The organism is Halonotius sp. GCM10025705 (assembly GCF_042662885.1).
Taxonomy (GTDB): Archaea; Halobacteriota; Halobacteria; order Halobacteriales; family Haloferacaceae; genus Halonotius; species Halonotius aquaticus.
Window position 1 is genome coordinate 1,918,418 of record NZ_JBHSZD010000001.1, and the last position, 15,316, is coordinate 1,933,733.

Consider the following 15,316-nt stretch of genomic DNA (forward strand, 5'->3'; position numbering starts at 1 on the left):
GGCATGCGGTGGTATTCGGGTTTCGACAGCGGCAGCGATCGGGGTAGAGCCGCTCGCTCAACAGAACCGGTCGAGGAATGTGTTGACATCCGCGTCGCTGCCGGCGACGACGAGCCGATCGCGCCGTTCCAGCTGAAATGTCGCCGCCAGTTCCGTCAGCGTGCGACCGTCGCGTTCGACGGCGACGACCGTACAGCCGGTTTCCTCTCGGATCGCCGCGCTGGCCAGCGTCTCACCGGCCAGCCCCGGCGCGGTCGTTTTCACGATCTCGACGTTGGTCTCGATGCCGAGAATCTCCTCGTCGGCAAGCACCAACGACGCGATCGACCGCCCGCTGACCGTCGCCAACGAGAGAACATAGTCCGCGCCCGCGCGGTATGTTTTCGGCACCGCAGCCCCGGTTTCGGCGCGGGCGATGAGCTCCGTCTCCGGGTCGAGTTCGCGGACGATCAGTGTCGCAAACTCGGTGGCGGTCTCATCGGGGATCGCCAGCACAACTGACTCGGCGGTTTCGACATCGGCGGCGGTAAGCGTCTCAGTGACCGTTGCGTCGCCGACGACATCAACCCCTTCTTTCGATTCAATATCGACGACGGTGTGTGTGATATTGGCCGCCGACAGCAGCTCCGAGACCGTTTGGCCGACCTGTCCGTAGCCGACGACGACAACTCGCCCGCGACCGAACTGTCGAATCCGCGAGCCGGTTGCGGTGCGGAGTCGTTCGAGGGCGGCTCGATCACCGGTCACCAACAACGTCATTCCGCGTTCCAACGGGGTGTCCAACGGCGGCGGCGTCTCGAAGTCGCCCTTGTGCCACGCGCCGACGACGTTGACGTTGTACCGATCACGAATGTCGCTGTCGGCCAACGTCTGCCCGGCCAGTTCGCTGTCAGCCCGGACGGAGATCTCGGCGATCTCAAAGTCCTCGCCCAACTGGATCGAGTCCCCGAGATCGGTTTCGATGGCGGTTGTCACCTTCCGGGCCAACCCCTCCCCGAGCAGTTGTCGGGGCGTGACAACATGGTCGGCCCCGGCAAGGTCGTGGTAGGCGGTAAGCGATGGATCTTCGACGACGCTGACGACGGTCACCTCCTCGGTGACTTCGCGGGCCGCAAGGACGATGCTGGCGTCGACCCGATCCGAGACATCGGCGACGAGGGCGCGGGCCGCGCCGAGATTGGCGTCCCGAAGGTCGGCCGCTGACTGTGGATCGGCGTGGATGACGGTGTAGTCCTCCCCATAGAGGTCGGCCGCCCGCTCGTGATCCGGTTCGACGAGTACGTAGTCAACGTCCTTCGAGTCAAGTTCGTCGATCAACTCCCGGGCTCGCGGTGTATAGGTGCAGATGACGACATGATCGCTGTGGTCGTCGTCAACGGCGGTCGGCACCGAGACCGAAAACTGCTCGCGGAACCACGGCAGCAGGATCGCCGGCAACGCGAGAAAGAACAGCCCGACGCCGGTGAGATCCAACAGGATCACAAGCAGATTCATCGGCGTGCTCTTCCAGGGCGCGTCAGAGCCGTAGCCGGTCGCGGTGATCGTCTCGACGACGACCTGCATTGAGTGTACCAGCGAGATTTCCGTCCCCGGCGGCGGGTAGGGGCCGGGCTCGAGGTTGTGCATCCCAAAATCGTAGACAGCGGCGGTCACCACGACGAAGCCGATAATGAACACGAGGAAGTAGCCGACACGCTTCCGGAGGCTTCGCATACCGCAACATACAGACGGGTATACAAAACGCTCCTGTCTGGGAGCGAATCGGCAGGGCTCGGCAGTATGCTTTTGCCAACGCGGATCGAAATAGAGGGTATGTCGGATAGCGGCCTCCTCCGCGTCGCACACGAGCTGCTGAGCGAGCCGCATATCCGCGGTCGGCGGGTGAGCGTCAGGCAGGTGGCGACCCTCGTTGAGGAACGAGACACAACCCCCGAGACGGTCGCCGATCGGTTCGATCTTGACGTCGCCGACGTGTATCACGCACTGGCCTACTATCACGACCACCCACAGGAAATGCAGGCTGTCGATGCCGACCGCGAGGCGGCGGTCGATGGAGTCCGCGATGAGATCGACCGACCGGCCGGTGTCGATCCGGACTCGACCGCTGATGACTGAGTGGCGATTCCTGCTCGACGAAAATATCGACCCGAAAACGACGAGCTATCTGCAGACGGAAGCTGTCGATATCAAACACGTGCTGGACGCGCTCGGCGAAGGAGCCGACGACGAGGATGATATCCTCCCCTTCCTTCGTAAGACAGATCGGATTATTGTTACCAGCGACGTGAGCGATTTTGGCGCGTTCTCCCCGGATGCCCACGCAGGCGTCGTGTTACTGTACGATGATACGATGGCCGCACATAAGATCGCCGCCGGATTGCGTGCGATGATCGACGCATACGGAAGCCGAGATCGGTTCGTGGGGTGGGAACAACTCGATCCGTGGTGTTAGCGGCCCTCACTGAGAATGCAACGATCCGACAGTCAGTCAGCCCCATCGAAACCGTTTTCATGAAACCTGCCGCACAGTCGGTATGCCACCCGAACCGACCACCGAATACGACCCCACGCTGGGGGAGAAGTTTATTTTCGTTACCGGAGGTGTCATGTCCGGGCTCGGGAAGGGGATCACCGCCGCGAGCACGGGCCGCCTGCTGGCCAACGCCGGCTTCGACGTGACCGCGGTGAAGGTCGACCCCTATCTCAACGTCGACGCCGGGACGATGAACCCCTACGAGCACGGCGAGGTGTACGTCCTCAAAGACGGCGGCGAGGTCGACCTCGATCTCGGTAACTACGAACGCTTCCTCGGGATCGACATGACCTCCGATCACAACGTGACGACGGGCAAGACCTACCAGAGCGTCATTGAGGCCGAGCGCGCCGGCGACTACCTCGGCAAAACCGTCCAGATCATCCCCCACGTGACGGATGACATCAAACGCCGCATTCGTGAGGCCGCCGAAGGCACAGATGTTTGTATCGTCGAGATCGGCGGCACCGTCGGCGACATCGAGTCGATGCCATTCCTCGAATCCCTCCGCCAGTTCGCCAGCGAGGAACGCGACGATGACCTGCTGTTCATGCACGTCACGCTCGTCCCCAACTCGATGAACGGCGAGCAGAAGACCAAGCCGACCCAACACAGCGTCAAGGAACTGCGCTCGATCGGCCTGCAGCCCGATATCCTGGTCGGCCGCAACGAGGAGCGGCTCAACGAGAAGACAAAAACGAAGATCGCCCGCTTCTGCGATGTGTCGACCGATGCCGTCTTCTCGAATCCCGATGTCGACGACATCTACAAGGTGCCGTTGATGGTCGAAGACGAGGGCCTCGACGAGTACGTGATGGAACGGCTCGGCATCGCCGACAACGCCGTCCCGAAGGCCGACCGCTCCCAACGCTGGCGGGATCTCGTCACCCGTGAACGCGATGGCAGCGTCAAGATCGCGCTGGTCGGCAAGTACGGGCTGGAAGACGCCTACATGTCGATCCACGAGGCCCTGAAACACGCCGGGATCGAACAGCGAACCGATGTCGAGGTCTTGTGGGTCAACGCCGATGAAATGGAAGAGAAACACGCCGAGCGCATGGAGTCAGCCGATGGGATCATCGTTCCCGGCGGCTTCGGCTCCCGTGGCGCGGAGGGCAAGATCGACGCCGTCCGCTACGCCCGCGAAAACGACGTGCCGTTCCTCGGCCTCTGTCTGGGCTTCCAGATGGCGGTCATCGAACAGGCGCGCAACGTCCTTGACTTGGAGGGTGCTCACTCCGCCGAGATTGACGAGGAGACGCCCCACCCCGTCATCGACATCCTGCCCGAACAGAAGGAGATCGACGACATGGGCGGGACGATGCGGCTCGGTGCCCACGAAACCCAGATCGAACCCGACACGCTGGCCGCCGAGATCTACGAGACCGATGCCTGTACCGAACGCCACCGCCACCGGTATGAGGTCAACCCCGAGTATATCGACGAACTGGAGTCCGGGAACATGGTGTTCTCCGGTGTCTCTGGCCGCCGGATGGAGATCCTCGAACTCGACGACCACCCGTTCTTCCTCGGGACGCAGTTCCACCCCGAGTTCCGGTCGCGACCCGACCGCGCCAGCCCGCCGTTCGTGAGCTTCCTTGAAGCGGTCACGGAACACAGCGACGAAGAGACAGCCGAAACGACGAGCGAACCAACCGACGATGACACCGAAACCGAGGCGACCATCTAAATGGTAAACGCACCCGACTTTATCGACGAGGCAGTCGAATCGATCAGCGAGCAGATCGGCGACGACAACGCGATCATCGCGCTGTCGGGCGGCGTCGACTCCTCCGTGGCCGCGACGCTGGCCTATCGGGCGGTCGGCGAACAGTTGACGCCCGTTTACGTCGACACCGGCCTGATGCGGAAGGGCGAAACCGAGCAGATCCGCGAGACGTTCTCCTTCATGGATAGCCTCCAGATCGTCGACGCCCGCGAGCGGTTTCTCGATGCGCTGGAAGGCGTGACCGACCCCGAAGAGAAACGCAAGGTCATCGGCGAGCAGTTCATCCGCGAGTTCGAACGCGAGGCCAAAGAGACCAACGCCAAACAGTTGGTGCAGGGAACGATCTATCCCGACCGCATCGAGTCGGAAGGCAACATCAAATCCCACCACAACGTCGGTGGGCTGCCCGACGTAGTCGACTTCGAGGGGATCGTCGAACCAGTACGAGACCTCTACAAGGACGAAGTCCGCGAGGTCGCCCGCGAACTCGACCTCGAAGCGATTATCTCCGAACGGATGCCGTTCCCCGGCCCCGGTCTCGCCGTACGGATCATCGGCGAAGTGACGCCCGAGAAGGTCGAGGTCGCCCGCGAATCCTGCCACGTCGTCGAAGAGGAACTTGAGGAGTACGAGCCGTGGCAGGCCTTCGCCGCCGTCATCGGCAAAGCGACGGGCGTCAAGGGCGACAACCGCGTCCACGGCTGGGTCGTCGCCGTCCGGTCGGTCGAGAGCCGCGATGGGATGACCGCCCGCGCCCAAGAGATCGACTGGCAGACGCTCCAGCGCATCCAGAGCCGCATCACCGGCGAGAACGACAACGTCGCCCGCGTCGTCTACGACGTGACCCACAAACCGCCGGCGACCATCGAGTACGAATGAGCGAAACCGCAATCGTCGCCGGCCCCGATCCAGACGGGCTGGGCGACGCCCTCGCCAGCGAGGGGTTCAGCATCACCCGAATCGAGGATGTCGTCTCGTCGTCAACGCTGGAGGCCGCCGGCATCGACGACGCCGCGATGTTGGTGCTGACCGATGTGGGAGAGGCCAGCGGGATTCCTGTGGCCAAGGAACTGAACCCGGATGTGCGCGTGGTCGTCTACAGCGAGCAGTCGCTGCCGGAGGTCGCAACACGGCAGACAGACTTGGCTGTCGATCCCGCGTTGTTGGACGTGAGCGTTGTCGCCGAAGAGTTGGCCGCCGAATCTAGCTGACGCTGTGAAATTCCTCAAGGACGGATGCCGGCACCGGGTTTAGGTACTCGAACGGTTCGCCGTCGCATAACACCTCGAAATCCCGATCAGTCGTGACAATACGATCCGCCTCGGCCTGTCGTGCGAGCGCGAGGTAGAAACAGTCGTAGACATCGTGATTTTTTGTCGCGCTGATCTCGTAGGCGTTGCGGACGGTCTCCTCGTCGCTATCGACGAACTCGATGGGATATGCGAGGAGGAGTTAACCGCGTTTCTAGCCTCGACTGTCTCGAAGCCGAGATCCTCCAACAACCATTGGACGCGAAGCGGGAGGTACCCAAAGACCAACAGCGTCTCGCTGCCGCGGAGTGCGGGCACCAACTCGTCGGCGACGTACGGGTGGCCCGGATGGTCGTCGATCAACTGGATCGTCAGCGCGTTCAGATCGGGGAGGACTCTATCGGCCACCGAACGTCGCCTCCCCAGCGTCGCGGAACGCTTCTTCGCCCCACTCATCGCCGCGGGTAACCGTTTCCAACTCCGGTAACTCCCGGACGAGACGGATATCGCCACCCTCCCGAATCACGGTAAACTCAACGCCGCCGTCGAGCTGTAAGTCCTCCCGGAGCGGTTTCGGAATCGTCAGCCGGCCGCGGTCGTTCAACTCCGCTGTGCCGTACTGCTCGCCGGTATCGGTGTCGTCGTCAGTTTGACTCATTGAATCACCTGTATTTAATCAACAGAGTTTGATCACCATAGTTCTTGGTGAGAAACAGAACCGACGATTGATGCTACAGAGTTGCCCAAATCGGTTCGGTAACTCCTATAAAATTCTGTTGACGGTTGTGCTGAGTTGCAATCCGGCGAAAACGGGCGCAACTGTGGCTAAAACGCGATAATTCGACGCGACTGCTATCCGGGTTGAAGTAGGTACCGCCGGTAGGCTTGATCGCAATGAACCGAACCACGATCATGGCTGTGGTGATGGCCGTCAGCCTGCTGGCCGTCCCGATCGCCTCGGGCGCGGTCGCAGCTCAGACTGCCGACGAGCCGACCAACGAAACGGACACCAACGAGACGCAAACAAACGAAACGGAGGACAGCGACGACACGTCCGATGACGACGCGTCAGATGATGACGGGTTCGAGGACACTGACGAGAGCGACGATACCAACGAGACTGACGATGTCGACAACGAAACCGACGATGTCGATGATGCCGACAACGAGACCGATGTCGCGTTCGCATCCAACGCAACGCTTGACAACGGCACGGTCACCGTCACGGTGACCGAAAACGACTCGGCTGTCGCAAACGCGACCGTCGCGATCAACGAGACTACCGTGGGTGCGACCGACGCAAACGGCACCCTCGGCGTCGATCTCGGCAACCGCTCGGCGTTCGAGCTCGCGGTAACAGTCGACAACGTCACCCAGACGACGGTCTATGCGGTCGAAGACGGCTCACTTGTGGCCCAAGACGACGCGGCGGGCCCGCCGACGGAGCTGCCGGAGCCGGTGCCTGACCAGGTCTCGACGATTCACGAGCTCATCACCGCGTTCCAGAACGGCGAGTACGACAAACTCGGCCCGATCGTCTCCTCGGCAGCCGGCAACGGCAACGCGCCTGAGGAGCCGGGCAACGGCGCAGGGAATGCCCCTGACCAACCGGGCAACAACTCAGGCAACGCGCCCCCACAGGCCGGCAACGCTGGCAACGCACCCGGGCAAGCCGATCGGGGTGCTGAGAACGCACCCAGCAACGCCGGCAACGCGCCGGATGATGCGGGTGCCAGCAACGCGCCGGATCGGCCGGGCAACGCGGGTGAAGCCGACAATGACGATGCCGACGGCGACAGTGACGCGGTCGACAGTCCACGCAGCAACGGTAACGGGAACGGCCCGAGCAACGCCGGGAACGCACCCGGCAACAACGGTAACGGAAACGCCGGCAACGGAGGTGGGACAGCGTAATCGGTAACAGCACCATCACCACACCCAGTATGCGGTGTCACTCCACTGCGGTTTTCCGGGCACGCCCACACGCCACCTACGGCACTCCGCGGCGTGTGGGTACCATCTCCCGCTGACGACTCTCCCTCCACGATATCGCCACGGATACGATTCTGAGACAGACTCGACTGCTAACCCATAGAAAGCGGCGAGAACGACAAACCGACAAGACGTAGCGAACAGCGCGCTAACCGCCGAATCGACGCGTTATCCGGTGTTTTTCATCCCGGCAGCGATCCCATTGACCGTCAGCCGCAGGGTTCGCTCCTCGGCATCGGTGAGGTGAGTCTGGCTCAACAGGTGTGTCTGCAGCAGGTTCAGCGGGTCGACGTAGGGGTTGCGGCGTTCGAGACTCTCTTCGAGCCAGTCGCGGCGGAGCAGCGAGTTGCGCCCGGTGATCTCCAGCATGTAGTCGACGGCCTGCTCGTATTCGGCTTCAAGTCGGGGCTGGAACTCCTCGCGCAGTTCGCTGTCGGCGAGAGCGGCGTACTCGTCGGCGATTTCGAGATCGGTTCGCGCAAGCGCGATCGTCGCCCGATCGAAGGTCGTCCGGAAGAACGGCCACTCCTCATACATCTCGACGAGGGTATCGAGGTCGCCGCCATCGTCGAGATAGGCGTCGATGCCGGCGGCCAGCGAGAACCAGCCCGGCAGGATACACCGCGATTGCGTCCAGGAGAACACCCACGGGATCGCCCGGAGATCCTCGACGGAACGCTCCTCGGAACGGGAGGCCGGCCGAGAGCCAAGGTTGAGGTTCTCGATAACGGTGATCGGCGTCGCCTGCTCGAAGTAGGAGACGAAACCATCGGTTTCCAGCAGGTCGCGGTACTCCTCGCGTGCGGCCGCGGCCATCGTGTTCATCGCCGCCGTCCACTCGTCGGGCACCTGCTCGACGGGTTCCTGCAGGGCGTTGTTGCGCGCGCGAATCTGGGCGTCGAGCATCTGTTCAAGATTGCGCTCGGCGATCCGCGGAGTGCCGTACTTTTCGGCGATCGCTTCGCCCTGCTCGGTGAATTTGACCTGGCCGGTGACAGTCTCGTTGGGCAGTGCGAGCAGCGCGCGGTTCATCGGGCCGCCGCCACGAGAGATCGAGCCGCCGCGACCGTGGAACAGCCGCATCGTGATATCGTAGTCGGCGGTGATCTCCGCGAGGCGTCGCTGGTTCTTGTAGAGATCCCAGTTGGCCGCCATGAACCCGTTTTCCTTGTTGGAGTCGGAGTACCCCAGCAGGATCTCTTGGGTGTCGTTGCGGGCCTTGAGGGCCTGGCCGTAGGCCTCGTTTTCGAACAGCGTGCCCATGATCCGGTCGGCCCCGTTGAGCGCGTACTCGGTTTCGAGCAGCGGGACGATGTCGAGGCCGACGTGATCGGGCAGGGAGACGACATCCACCTGATCGGCGAGGAAGAGGACTTCGAGGACGTGGCTCGGCTCCTCGGCCATCGAGATGCAGTAGGTGTCGATGGCCTCGGTGCCGTACTCCGTCTGCCAGTCGCCGAGAGCGACAAACCGGTCGAGTACCTTCTGGGATTCCTCGGTGAGGTCGCCCGGCGACTCCATGTCGATCAGCGGCTCGTCTTGAAGAATCGCCTCCGTCAGGAGTTCAGCGCGGGCTTCCTCGTCGAGATCGCGGTAGTCGATCCCCTCGTTGGCGAGGGCTTCATCGACCGCTTTCGTGTGTTGGATGCGGTGATCCCGAAGATCGAGGCTGGCCAGCGAAAAGCCGAAGGTGTCGACCTGGCGGATCAGCGGCTCGATGAACGCATCGGCGATGTCGACGCCGCCGTAGCTCCGCAGGCTGGCGTCGACGGTTTCGAGATCGGCCAGAAGCTCTTCTTCATCCTCGTAGCCGCCGGGGCGAACGTCGCCGACGCGGGCGAGTCGCTCCCGCATGAGGCCGAACTTCTGGCGGTAGGGCTCCTCGGGGTAGCGTTCCTTGGCGACCTCGGAGACGGAGGGGAACCGTTCCATGTCAGCCTCAAGGGAGGCTTGGAACGCGCCGGTTGTCGCATACCGGTTGCCGTCCTGGCTCAACACGGCCGAAAGCCGCTTGAGTTGGGTCTTGTAGCGATCAAGGACGATATCCCGCTGGGTTTCCAGCGTTTCGTCGGTCACGTCGACGGTGACGAAGGGGTTGCCGTCGCGGTCGCTGCCAGCCCACGAGCGGAACTCGAAGAGTTTTGGCACGTCGATATCGGGGTACTCGTCGGCGATGACATCCTCAAACTCGCTGTAGACCTCGCCGACGACATCGAACAGCGTGTTTTCGAGATACCACTGCACGTTGCGAGCCTCATCCTGTGGCTCGGGCTGTCGCTGCCGCACCTGTCGAGTCTGCCAGAGACTGGTCACCTCAGCGGTGATATCCTGCCAGACATCGTCGGCCTCGTGGTCGGTGAGATTGTGTTCGTCAAGCGTTTTGAGGTGGTCGGCGATCGAGCGAAGCTTGGCTTTGACCGTGCTGCGGCGGGCCTCTGTCGGGTGGGCGGTAAACGTCGGCTCGATGAGCACATCGTTGAGGATGCCTTCGACGGTCTCGCTGTCGGCCCCGTCGTCGGCAAGCGTGGAGATCGTCTTATCGAGGCTGTCATCAAGGGTGCCTTCCTGTGAGCCTTCTCGAACCGCGCGGACGCGTTCGCGCTCCTCGGCGAGGTTGATCAACTCGAAGTAGGTGGTGAAGGCACGTGCGACGTCACCCTCTTCGTCGGGGGATAATCCTTCAATCGTGGTACGGAGCTCATCGCGGGAGCTGATCTCGCCGTCGCGGTAGGCGATCGCGGCCTGGCGGAGGGATTCGACGGTTTCGAAGGCACCGGTCGAAGTCTGTTCTTTCAGTACGTCACCAAGTAGGGCACCGAGTTCACGGACATCTTGCCGCACACCTCGGTTGTGCAAAGACATACCGTATGGTAGAACAACCCACTCCTAAAAGTCTCACCACATCGGCTATCCAGGCGTTTTCGACAGATATACTACGCGAGAGCCGACAAACGGGCTGATTTCGGTCAGTTCAGGGTCACGATATTCGTCATGCTTTTCACGCCCGCGACCAACTTTCGGCCATGAGCGAAGACGACAAGTATCCCCCGGAGTCCGGGCGACGGCGGTTCGTTAAAGGCGTCGTTGGCGGTGGCGCGTTGGCCGGCGTTGGCGCAACCGGTGCGGTCTCGGTCAACACCCTGACAACCGCCTCAGGTGCGGGTGGCGGGACGGTCGAAGCCCGCGTTGTCGAGAACGTTGCTGGCCCGGCCCCACGTGGGATGCCACAGATCCCCATCGAGATCGATGACGATGGCTTCATCAAGGGTGTCTGGCCGGAAGTAACAACGGAAAAGCAACAGGGCGTCGAGTTCGAGGTTGCCAAACAGGAGGACTTCAAGGGCTCGGGTGTCACCTACTCCCAGGAGTGGTTCCAGTACTGCGGGCTCGAATCGAACAACGCACTCGTCCCCAGTTACGAGTCGGACAACTACTTTGTCGCCACGGAAGCCCCCGATTACGCGTGGCAACAGGAGGCGAAATCGGAGGGCGATCGGTTCAACGTTAGCGACTTCGATGATTACACCGAGTGGGGCAACGGGATCGGCCAGGCCGGCCTCGGCAAGCCAGCACAGGCAAAGTGGCGATCAGCCGACTCCGAGAATCTTGTGCCAGTGGCGATCATCCGCTCGGAGGCGATCGAAGAAGCCGCCCAAGACGATCCGTGGCTGCAAGCCAGCACCGATCAGGGTGTCATGGCGTACCTGAACAAGTGTACGCACTTCTGCTGTGTGCCGGGGTATAAAACGCTCAGTGGTTCAGCGGGCTACGACGCCGAGGATAAGGTCTACTGTCAGTGCCACCAGTCGGTGTACGACCCGTTCTCGATCGTCAGTGCGATCTACGTCGGCCGCCCGCGACCGGACGGATAACGACCCAGCGTCACAGCCACGGTCGCCCGACCCGCGTCTTTTTCAGCGTTCTCCGTCGAGAGTGCCTATGAGCGACCGTTCTGAGTTTACGTCCGACCGCGACCGTGCGCGAAGGCTGCTGGACAACGACGACATCACCGGCCTGCATCTCGGCGTCATCCGCGACGATCAGACCGTCGACACCGTTATCGCCAGAGATCCAGCCAGCGACTACAACCCGAGCATCCACACGCTCTCGCTGTTGGCAACCCATATCCGGGCGGTCGCCGCCGAAGCCGGTGCCGACTACGAGGCTGTCGCCGCCGACGCGGCAGCGATCGCCGGGCAACTCGATGAACTCCCGATCGAAGGAGCGGCCGACGACATCGACGAGGCAGTAACCGATGCTGACACTCCCACTGAACAAACGAACGGTGTCGACGACGACACGACCCACGAAGAGTGAGCAGTTTGGCAACGGTTTTGTGTCGCGCTGATCGGAACGTCGTGCATGGACAACAACCAGTTGCCCAAGGGGTCGATCGGCGGGAAAGTAGTCGCGTTGCTCGCGCTCGTTGGGTTGCTGTGCTCGGCATCGCAAACGGTGGCGGGTTCACGGCGACCGGGATCGCACAGGCGATTCCGGCAGCGGTCGTCATCGGTGGTGCAATCGTCTGGTTTCTCTAATCGAGACAAGCGTCACCATCACTCAAACTGATAGCCTGCAAGCGACGAGCAGGCCGCCGGCAGCGTGTCGAGTGCGTCTTGAACCGCGTCGACTGCGGGTTTCTCATCTCGATCTGGATTACCGAGCAGCCGGACGGATTGGGTTCCGAGCGACACGAACCCGAGATCGTGGCGGTCGGCGGTCGCTCGCAGGCCGAGCCCGACGGCCGCTCGGTCGTCGGCGACGCGGCGGGCGGGACTTTCGACCCCGCTCACAGTCGCTTCGTAGCCGTTGATCGCCGCCGTCAGATCGCGGCGGTCGACGCCGCGAGACGCTGCCAGCGCGTCGAGTTCGGCGTCGAAGCTGGCTCGCAGCCCGGAGTCGCGGTTGCGGTTGACGAAATCGATATCGTCGTCAATGAGATCGGCAAGCCCATCGACGCCGTCAGGGTTCCCTTTGGGGACGAGGAGCCCCCACTCCCGTGACAACTCGCCAACGTCGACCGCGTCGACCTCGCGGTCGGTCGGGCCGGCAACGACCGCGAGATCGGGGATCCCATCCCGAAGCCGGCGTAGCCCCTCACGGCTCCCCACCGGGAGAAATCGGGGGCGGTCAAGCTGATCCAGCAGTTCGGTAAGCGCCGGATCAGCCTCACCGACCGCGAGCAGGCTTGGCGGGCGCACGTCAGGATCGAACAGCTGTACCGTCACCGACTCGCCGGCTGCGAGATAGTCGGTATCAGGATCGATCGCAACGACGCCGTCGGCATCGACGAGACTCGTCGTCGCGCCCGAGCCCTTATCCACGGGATACACCAACGGCTCGCCGTCGGCGTCCTCGATCAGCGCGACCGAGAGCAGACGAAGCCGGCCTTCGTCATGTCGCTGCTGGGCGATCAGTTCGCCGTCAACGGTCGCGGTTGTCGGTTCGGGTTGGCCCGCAGCGGCCCGGATCGCCGGCGCGACAAAAACCCGGAAGATCGTCAGCGCGGAGACGGGGTAGCCCGGCAACCCGATGTAGGCTGATTGGGCCGTCTCGCCGGTTGCTGACGGCTCGGTCGCGTCGTCGTGCTGGTCGATCCGACCGACCAACAGCGGTTTCCCGGGTTTGACCGCGACGCCGTGGAGCAGGAGTTCGCCGCGTTCCTCGATGACACGGTAGATCACGTCGACCGCGCTGGCGGAGGTCGACCCTGAGGAGAGCACGAGATCACATTCGTCGGCCGCCTGTCGGAGCAGGGTCTCCATCGCCTCGAAGTCGTCGCCAGCGTGGGGATAGACGACGGGCTCGCCGCCCGCAGCGTCGACACCGGCGGCGATCGTGGTCGTGTTGACATCGTAGATCTCCCCGCGCTCGCTGTCGAGCGGGTCGCCCGGCGGGACGAGTTCGTCGCCCGTCGAGATGATGCCGACGCGTGGGCGCGTCCGAACCGGCACCTCGTCAACGCCGAGTGCCGACAGCAGGCCGATCTCCCGCGGCGTCAGGCGGGTGCCGGGGCCGAGTGCGCGCGTGCCGGCAGCAATATCCGCTCCTGCGAGCATGACATTCTCGCTTGGGGCGACCGCCGTGCGGATCTCGATGGCAGTGTCGTCGTTGTCGGCGTCGCCATCATCATTGATCTCGTCGGTTCGCTCGACAACGACGACCGCGTCGGCACCGGGCGGCATGACCGCGCCGGTCGAAATCTCGACGCACGTGCCGGGGGCGACTGTCACCTCCGGCGTCTCACCGGCGTGAACCGTGCCGGCGAGATCGAGAACGGCTGGATCGACCTCGCCCGCGCCGACGGTGTCGCTCGCCTGAACGGCGTAGCCGTCCATCGCCGCCCGATCGAACCCCGGCACGTCGATGGCGGCGTCAACGCGCTCGGCCAGCACCCGACCGCGGGCGTCGCGGAGGTCGACCTGTTCGACCCCGCCACCGAGATCGAGATCGGCGATGGTTTCGCGGACGGTGTCGGGGTCGGCCAGTGTGCGGAACTCCTTGGTCATGGCATCGCCTCCCAGCGTTCGACCGCGACCGTCTCGCCCGCGCTGTAGCCCTCCCGCTCCTCGGGGATGACGACCCACCCGTCAGCCAGCGCGACGCTGGAGAGGATACCCGCGCCGCCGGTGCGGACTGGCGTTGCGGTGAGCCTGTTCTCCTCGTCGCCAGTGTCGGTCTCGCTGTCGCCGTCGCCCGCGCTCGTTTTGACACGAGCGAACGTTCGAGTACCGGGCTCGCTGGGGAGTTTGCGATCCAGCGTCGCCGACTGCGTTGGCACCGGCTCAACTGACATGTGACCCGCCTGCTTGAGCGCGGGGCGGAGGAACTGCTGGGCGGTGATGATACAGGCGACCGGATTGCCGGGCAGCATGAGCACCGGTGTCTCCTGAACAACACCGAGGGCGACGGGGGAGCCGGGTTTGATCGCCACACCATGAACAAACACCTCGCCGAGTTCGTCGACGACCTCCGGCAGGAGATCGCGCTCGCCGACCGAGGAGCCACCCGTCGTGACGATCACGTCCTTCGTAAGATCGCGCTGGATCGCCGCCCGGAGCGCGGATTCGTCGTCGGTGACGGTGTTGCGGTAGGTTGCGACGCCGCCCCACCGATCGACCAACTGCGAGACGGTCAGCCCATTTGTCTCGATGAGCTCGCCCGGCTCGGGATCAGCCTCGACGAGTTCCTCACCGGTCGGGACGACGCCGACGGTGGGGGTCTGGTAGACCTCGACCTCGTAGCAGCCGACCGATTTCAGCAAGCCGAGATCCGAGGGTCGGAGCCGGTGGCCCGGCTCGTAGAGCAACTGACCCTCGGTGACATCTTCGCCGATCGGGCCGACGTTGGTGCCCGCAGCGAGAGCCGCAAAGACCTCGATCTCGTCGCCGACGGGGTCGGCTTCCTCGATTTTCACGACGGCGTCGGCTCCGCGTGGGATTTCACTGCCGGTGTGGACGGGAACGGCTCCGTCGGGTCGACAGTCGGCCTCGCGGTCGAGTGCGTCCAAAACGACTGGGCTGCGGCTCGACGCGCCGACGGTGTCGCGTGCGCGAACGGCGTAGCCGTCCATCGCGGCGCGCTCATAGTTTGGCACCGGAGCGGGGGCTGTGAGTTCTGTCGCCACCACACGGCCGTCGGCCAGCGACAGCCGCAGGCGTTCGGTGCGGTCGTGGGGTGTGATCGCCGACAGCAACTGCTCGCGGGCGGCCGCAAGGCGGGTTCGATCCTTGAACCCGGCACGGCGTCGATCCTCGGGTGGCATAGCCTCGCTTACAGGGCCGTCCTCTTAAGCCGCGGCCTCGCGGCACA

General features: G+C 63.5%; 15 protein-coding genes. 9 read left to right on the forward strand and 6 right to left on the reverse strand.

Going from position 1 to position 15,316, the window contains the following annotated elements; translation table 11 throughout:
* Positions 1-57: 57 nt before the first annotated feature.
* Entirely contained in the window at positions 58-1,713 is a 1,656-nt protein-coding gene (locus tag ACFQJB_RS10765; protein ID WP_379727123.1) for a potassium channel family protein, read from the reverse strand.
* A 99-nt stretch (positions 1,714-1,812) separates the two neighbouring features.
* On the opposite strand from ACFQJB_RS10765, the gene ACFQJB_RS10770 reads away from it, so the two are divergent.
* From ACFQJB_RS10770 to ACFQJB_RS10790, 5 genes are all read left to right on the forward strand, one after another.
* On the forward strand, positions 1,813-2,115 hold the full coding sequence (locus ACFQJB_RS10770) for a DUF433 domain-containing protein (protein ID WP_379727125.1): 303 nt from the start codon (positions 1,813-1,815) through the stop codon (positions 2,113-2,115).
* On the forward strand, positions 2,108-2,452 hold the full coding sequence (locus tag ACFQJB_RS10775) for a DUF5615 family PIN-like protein (RefSeq protein WP_379727128.1): 345 nt from the start codon (positions 2,108-2,110) through the stop codon (positions 2,450-2,452). The genes ACFQJB_RS10770 and ACFQJB_RS10775 overlap by 8 nt, the downstream gene beginning before the upstream one ends.
* 82 nt (positions 2,453-2,534) lie before the next feature.
* The gene (locus ACFQJB_RS10780; RefSeq protein ID WP_379727131.1) at positions 2,535-4,223 is read left to right on the forward strand and encodes a CTP synthase; all 1,689 of its coding nucleotides are present in this window, start codon (positions 2,535-2,537) and stop codon (positions 4,221-4,223) included.
* Positions 4,224-5,141, forward strand: a complete 918-nt coding sequence (gene guaA / locus ACFQJB_RS10785; protein ID WP_379727134.1) for a glutamine-hydrolyzing GMP synthase — start codon at positions 4,224-4,226, stop codon at positions 5,139-5,141.
* On the forward strand, positions 5,138-5,473 hold the full coding sequence (locus ACFQJB_RS10790; protein WP_379727137.1) for a DUF7126 family protein: 336 nt from the start codon (positions 5,138-5,140) through the stop codon (positions 5,471-5,473). Before guaA ends, ACFQJB_RS10790 begins: the two co-directional genes overlap by 4 nt.
* On the opposite strand, the gene ACFQJB_RS10795 is transcribed toward ACFQJB_RS10790, so the two are convergent.
* Together ACFQJB_RS10795 and ACFQJB_RS10800 are read right to left on the reverse strand one after the other, a co-directional pair.
* On the reverse strand, positions 5,466-5,696 hold the full coding sequence (locus ACFQJB_RS10795) for a type II toxin-antitoxin system VapC family toxin (RefSeq protein WP_379728032.1): 231 nt from the start codon (positions 5,694-5,696) through the stop codon (positions 5,466-5,468). The two genes, ACFQJB_RS10790 and ACFQJB_RS10795, sit on opposite strands and share 8 nt — an antisense overlap.
* A 213-nt stretch (positions 5,697-5,909) precedes the next feature.
* Positions 5,910-6,170, reverse strand: a complete 261-nt coding sequence (locus ACFQJB_RS10800; protein WP_379727140.1) for an AbrB/MazE/SpoVT family DNA-binding domain-containing protein — start codon at positions 6,168-6,170, stop codon at positions 5,910-5,912.
* A 236-nt stretch (positions 6,171-6,406) separates the two neighbouring features.
* Between ACFQJB_RS10800 and ACFQJB_RS10805 the strand changes: the two genes are divergently transcribed.
* Complete coding sequence (locus ACFQJB_RS10805; RefSeq protein ID WP_379727143.1) at positions 6,407-7,426, forward strand: hypothetical protein; 1,020 nt, start codon at positions 6,407-6,409, stop codon at positions 7,424-7,426.
* 246 nt (positions 7,427-7,672) lie between these two features.
* On the opposite strand, the gene ppc is transcribed toward ACFQJB_RS10805, so the two are convergent.
* Positions 7,673-10,366 (reverse strand): phosphoenolpyruvate carboxylase, encoded by a 2,694-nt coding sequence (gene ppc, locus ACFQJB_RS10810; RefSeq protein ID WP_379727146.1) that lies wholly within the window; start codon positions 10,364-10,366, stop codon positions 7,673-7,675.
* A 161-nt stretch (positions 10,367-10,527) separates the two neighbouring features.
* On the opposite strand from ppc, the gene ACFQJB_RS10815 reads away from it, so the two are divergent.
* The 3 genes from ACFQJB_RS10815 to ACFQJB_RS10825 all read left to right on the forward strand — a co-directional run bounded on the left by ACFQJB_RS10815 (position 10,528) and on the right by ACFQJB_RS10825 (position 12,042).
* Positions 10,528-11,376: a ubiquinol-cytochrome c reductase iron-sulfur subunit gene (locus tag ACFQJB_RS10815; protein ID WP_379727149.1), complete on the forward strand. Its 849-nt coding sequence runs from the start codon at positions 10,528-10,530 to the stop codon at positions 11,374-11,376.
* Positions 11,377-11,443: 67 nt separating this feature from the next.
* A complete protein-coding gene (locus ACFQJB_RS10820) occupies positions 11,444-11,821 on the forward strand; it encodes a hypothetical protein (RefSeq protein ID WP_379727152.1) in 378 nt (125 codons plus the stop codon).
* Between the two features lie 41 nt (positions 11,822-11,862).
* Positions 11,863-12,042, forward strand: coding sequence for a hypothetical protein (locus ACFQJB_RS10825; protein WP_379727155.1), 180 nt, complete (start codon positions 11,863-11,865; stop codon positions 12,040-12,042).
* Between the two features lie 18 nt (positions 12,043-12,060).
* Here the strand turns inward: ACFQJB_RS10825 and ACFQJB_RS10830 are convergent, their stop codons facing one another.
* Both ACFQJB_RS10830 and glp read right to left on the reverse strand, forming a co-directional pair.
* Entirely contained in the window at positions 12,061-14,013 is a 1,953-nt protein-coding gene (locus ACFQJB_RS10830) for a molybdopterin biosynthesis protein (protein WP_379727158.1), read from the reverse strand.
* On the reverse strand, positions 14,010-15,269 hold the full coding sequence (gene glp, locus ACFQJB_RS10835; RefSeq protein WP_379727161.1) for a gephyrin-like molybdotransferase Glp: 1,260 nt from the start codon (positions 15,267-15,269) through the stop codon (positions 14,010-14,012). The genes ACFQJB_RS10830 and glp overlap by 4 nt, the downstream gene beginning before the upstream one ends.
* Positions 15,270-15,316: the final 47 nt, after the last annotated feature.

Coding starts and splice junctions, on each gene's coding strand:
- ACFQJB_RS10765 (WP_379727123.1), bottom strand. CDS start 1,713: ATGCGAAGCCTCCGGAAGCGTGTCGGCTACTTCCTCGTGTTCATTATC.
- ACFQJB_RS10770 (WP_379727125.1), top strand. CDS start 1,813: ATGTCGGATAGCGGCCTCCTCCGCGTCGCACACGAGCTGCTGAGCGAG.
- ACFQJB_RS10775 (WP_379727128.1), top strand. CDS start 2,108: ATGACTGAGTGGCGATTCCTGCTCGACGAAAATATCGACCCGAAAACG.
- ACFQJB_RS10780 (WP_379727131.1), top strand. CDS start 2,535: ATGCCACCCGAACCGACCACCGAATACGACCCCACGCTGGGGGAGAAG.
- guaA (WP_379727134.1), top strand. CDS start 4,224: ATGGTAAACGCACCCGACTTTATCGACGAGGCAGTCGAATCGATCAGC.
- ACFQJB_RS10790 (WP_379727137.1), top strand. CDS start 5,138: ATGAGCGAAACCGCAATCGTCGCCGGCCCCGATCCAGACGGGCTGGGC.
- ACFQJB_RS10800 (WP_379727140.1), bottom strand. CDS start 6,170: ATGAGTCAAACTGACGACGACACCGATACCGGCGAGCAGTACGGCACA.
- ACFQJB_RS10805 (WP_379727143.1), top strand. CDS start 6,407: ATGAACCGAACCACGATCATGGCTGTGGTGATGGCCGTCAGCCTGCTG.
- ppc (WP_379727146.1), bottom strand. CDS start 10,366: ATGTCTTTGCACAACCGAGGTGTGCGGCAAGATGTCCGTGAACTCGGT.
- ACFQJB_RS10815 (WP_379727149.1), top strand. CDS start 10,528: ATGAGCGAAGACGACAAGTATCCCCCGGAGTCCGGGCGACGGCGGTTC.
- ACFQJB_RS10820 (WP_379727152.1), top strand. CDS start 11,444: ATGAGCGACCGTTCTGAGTTTACGTCCGACCGCGACCGTGCGCGAAGG.
- ACFQJB_RS10830 (WP_379727158.1), bottom strand. CDS start 14,013: ATGACCAAGGAGTTCCGCACACTGGCCGACCCCGACACCGTCCGCGAA.
- glp (WP_379727161.1), bottom strand. CDS start 15,269: ATGCCACCCGAGGATCGACGCCGTGCCGGGTTCAAGGATCGAACCCGC.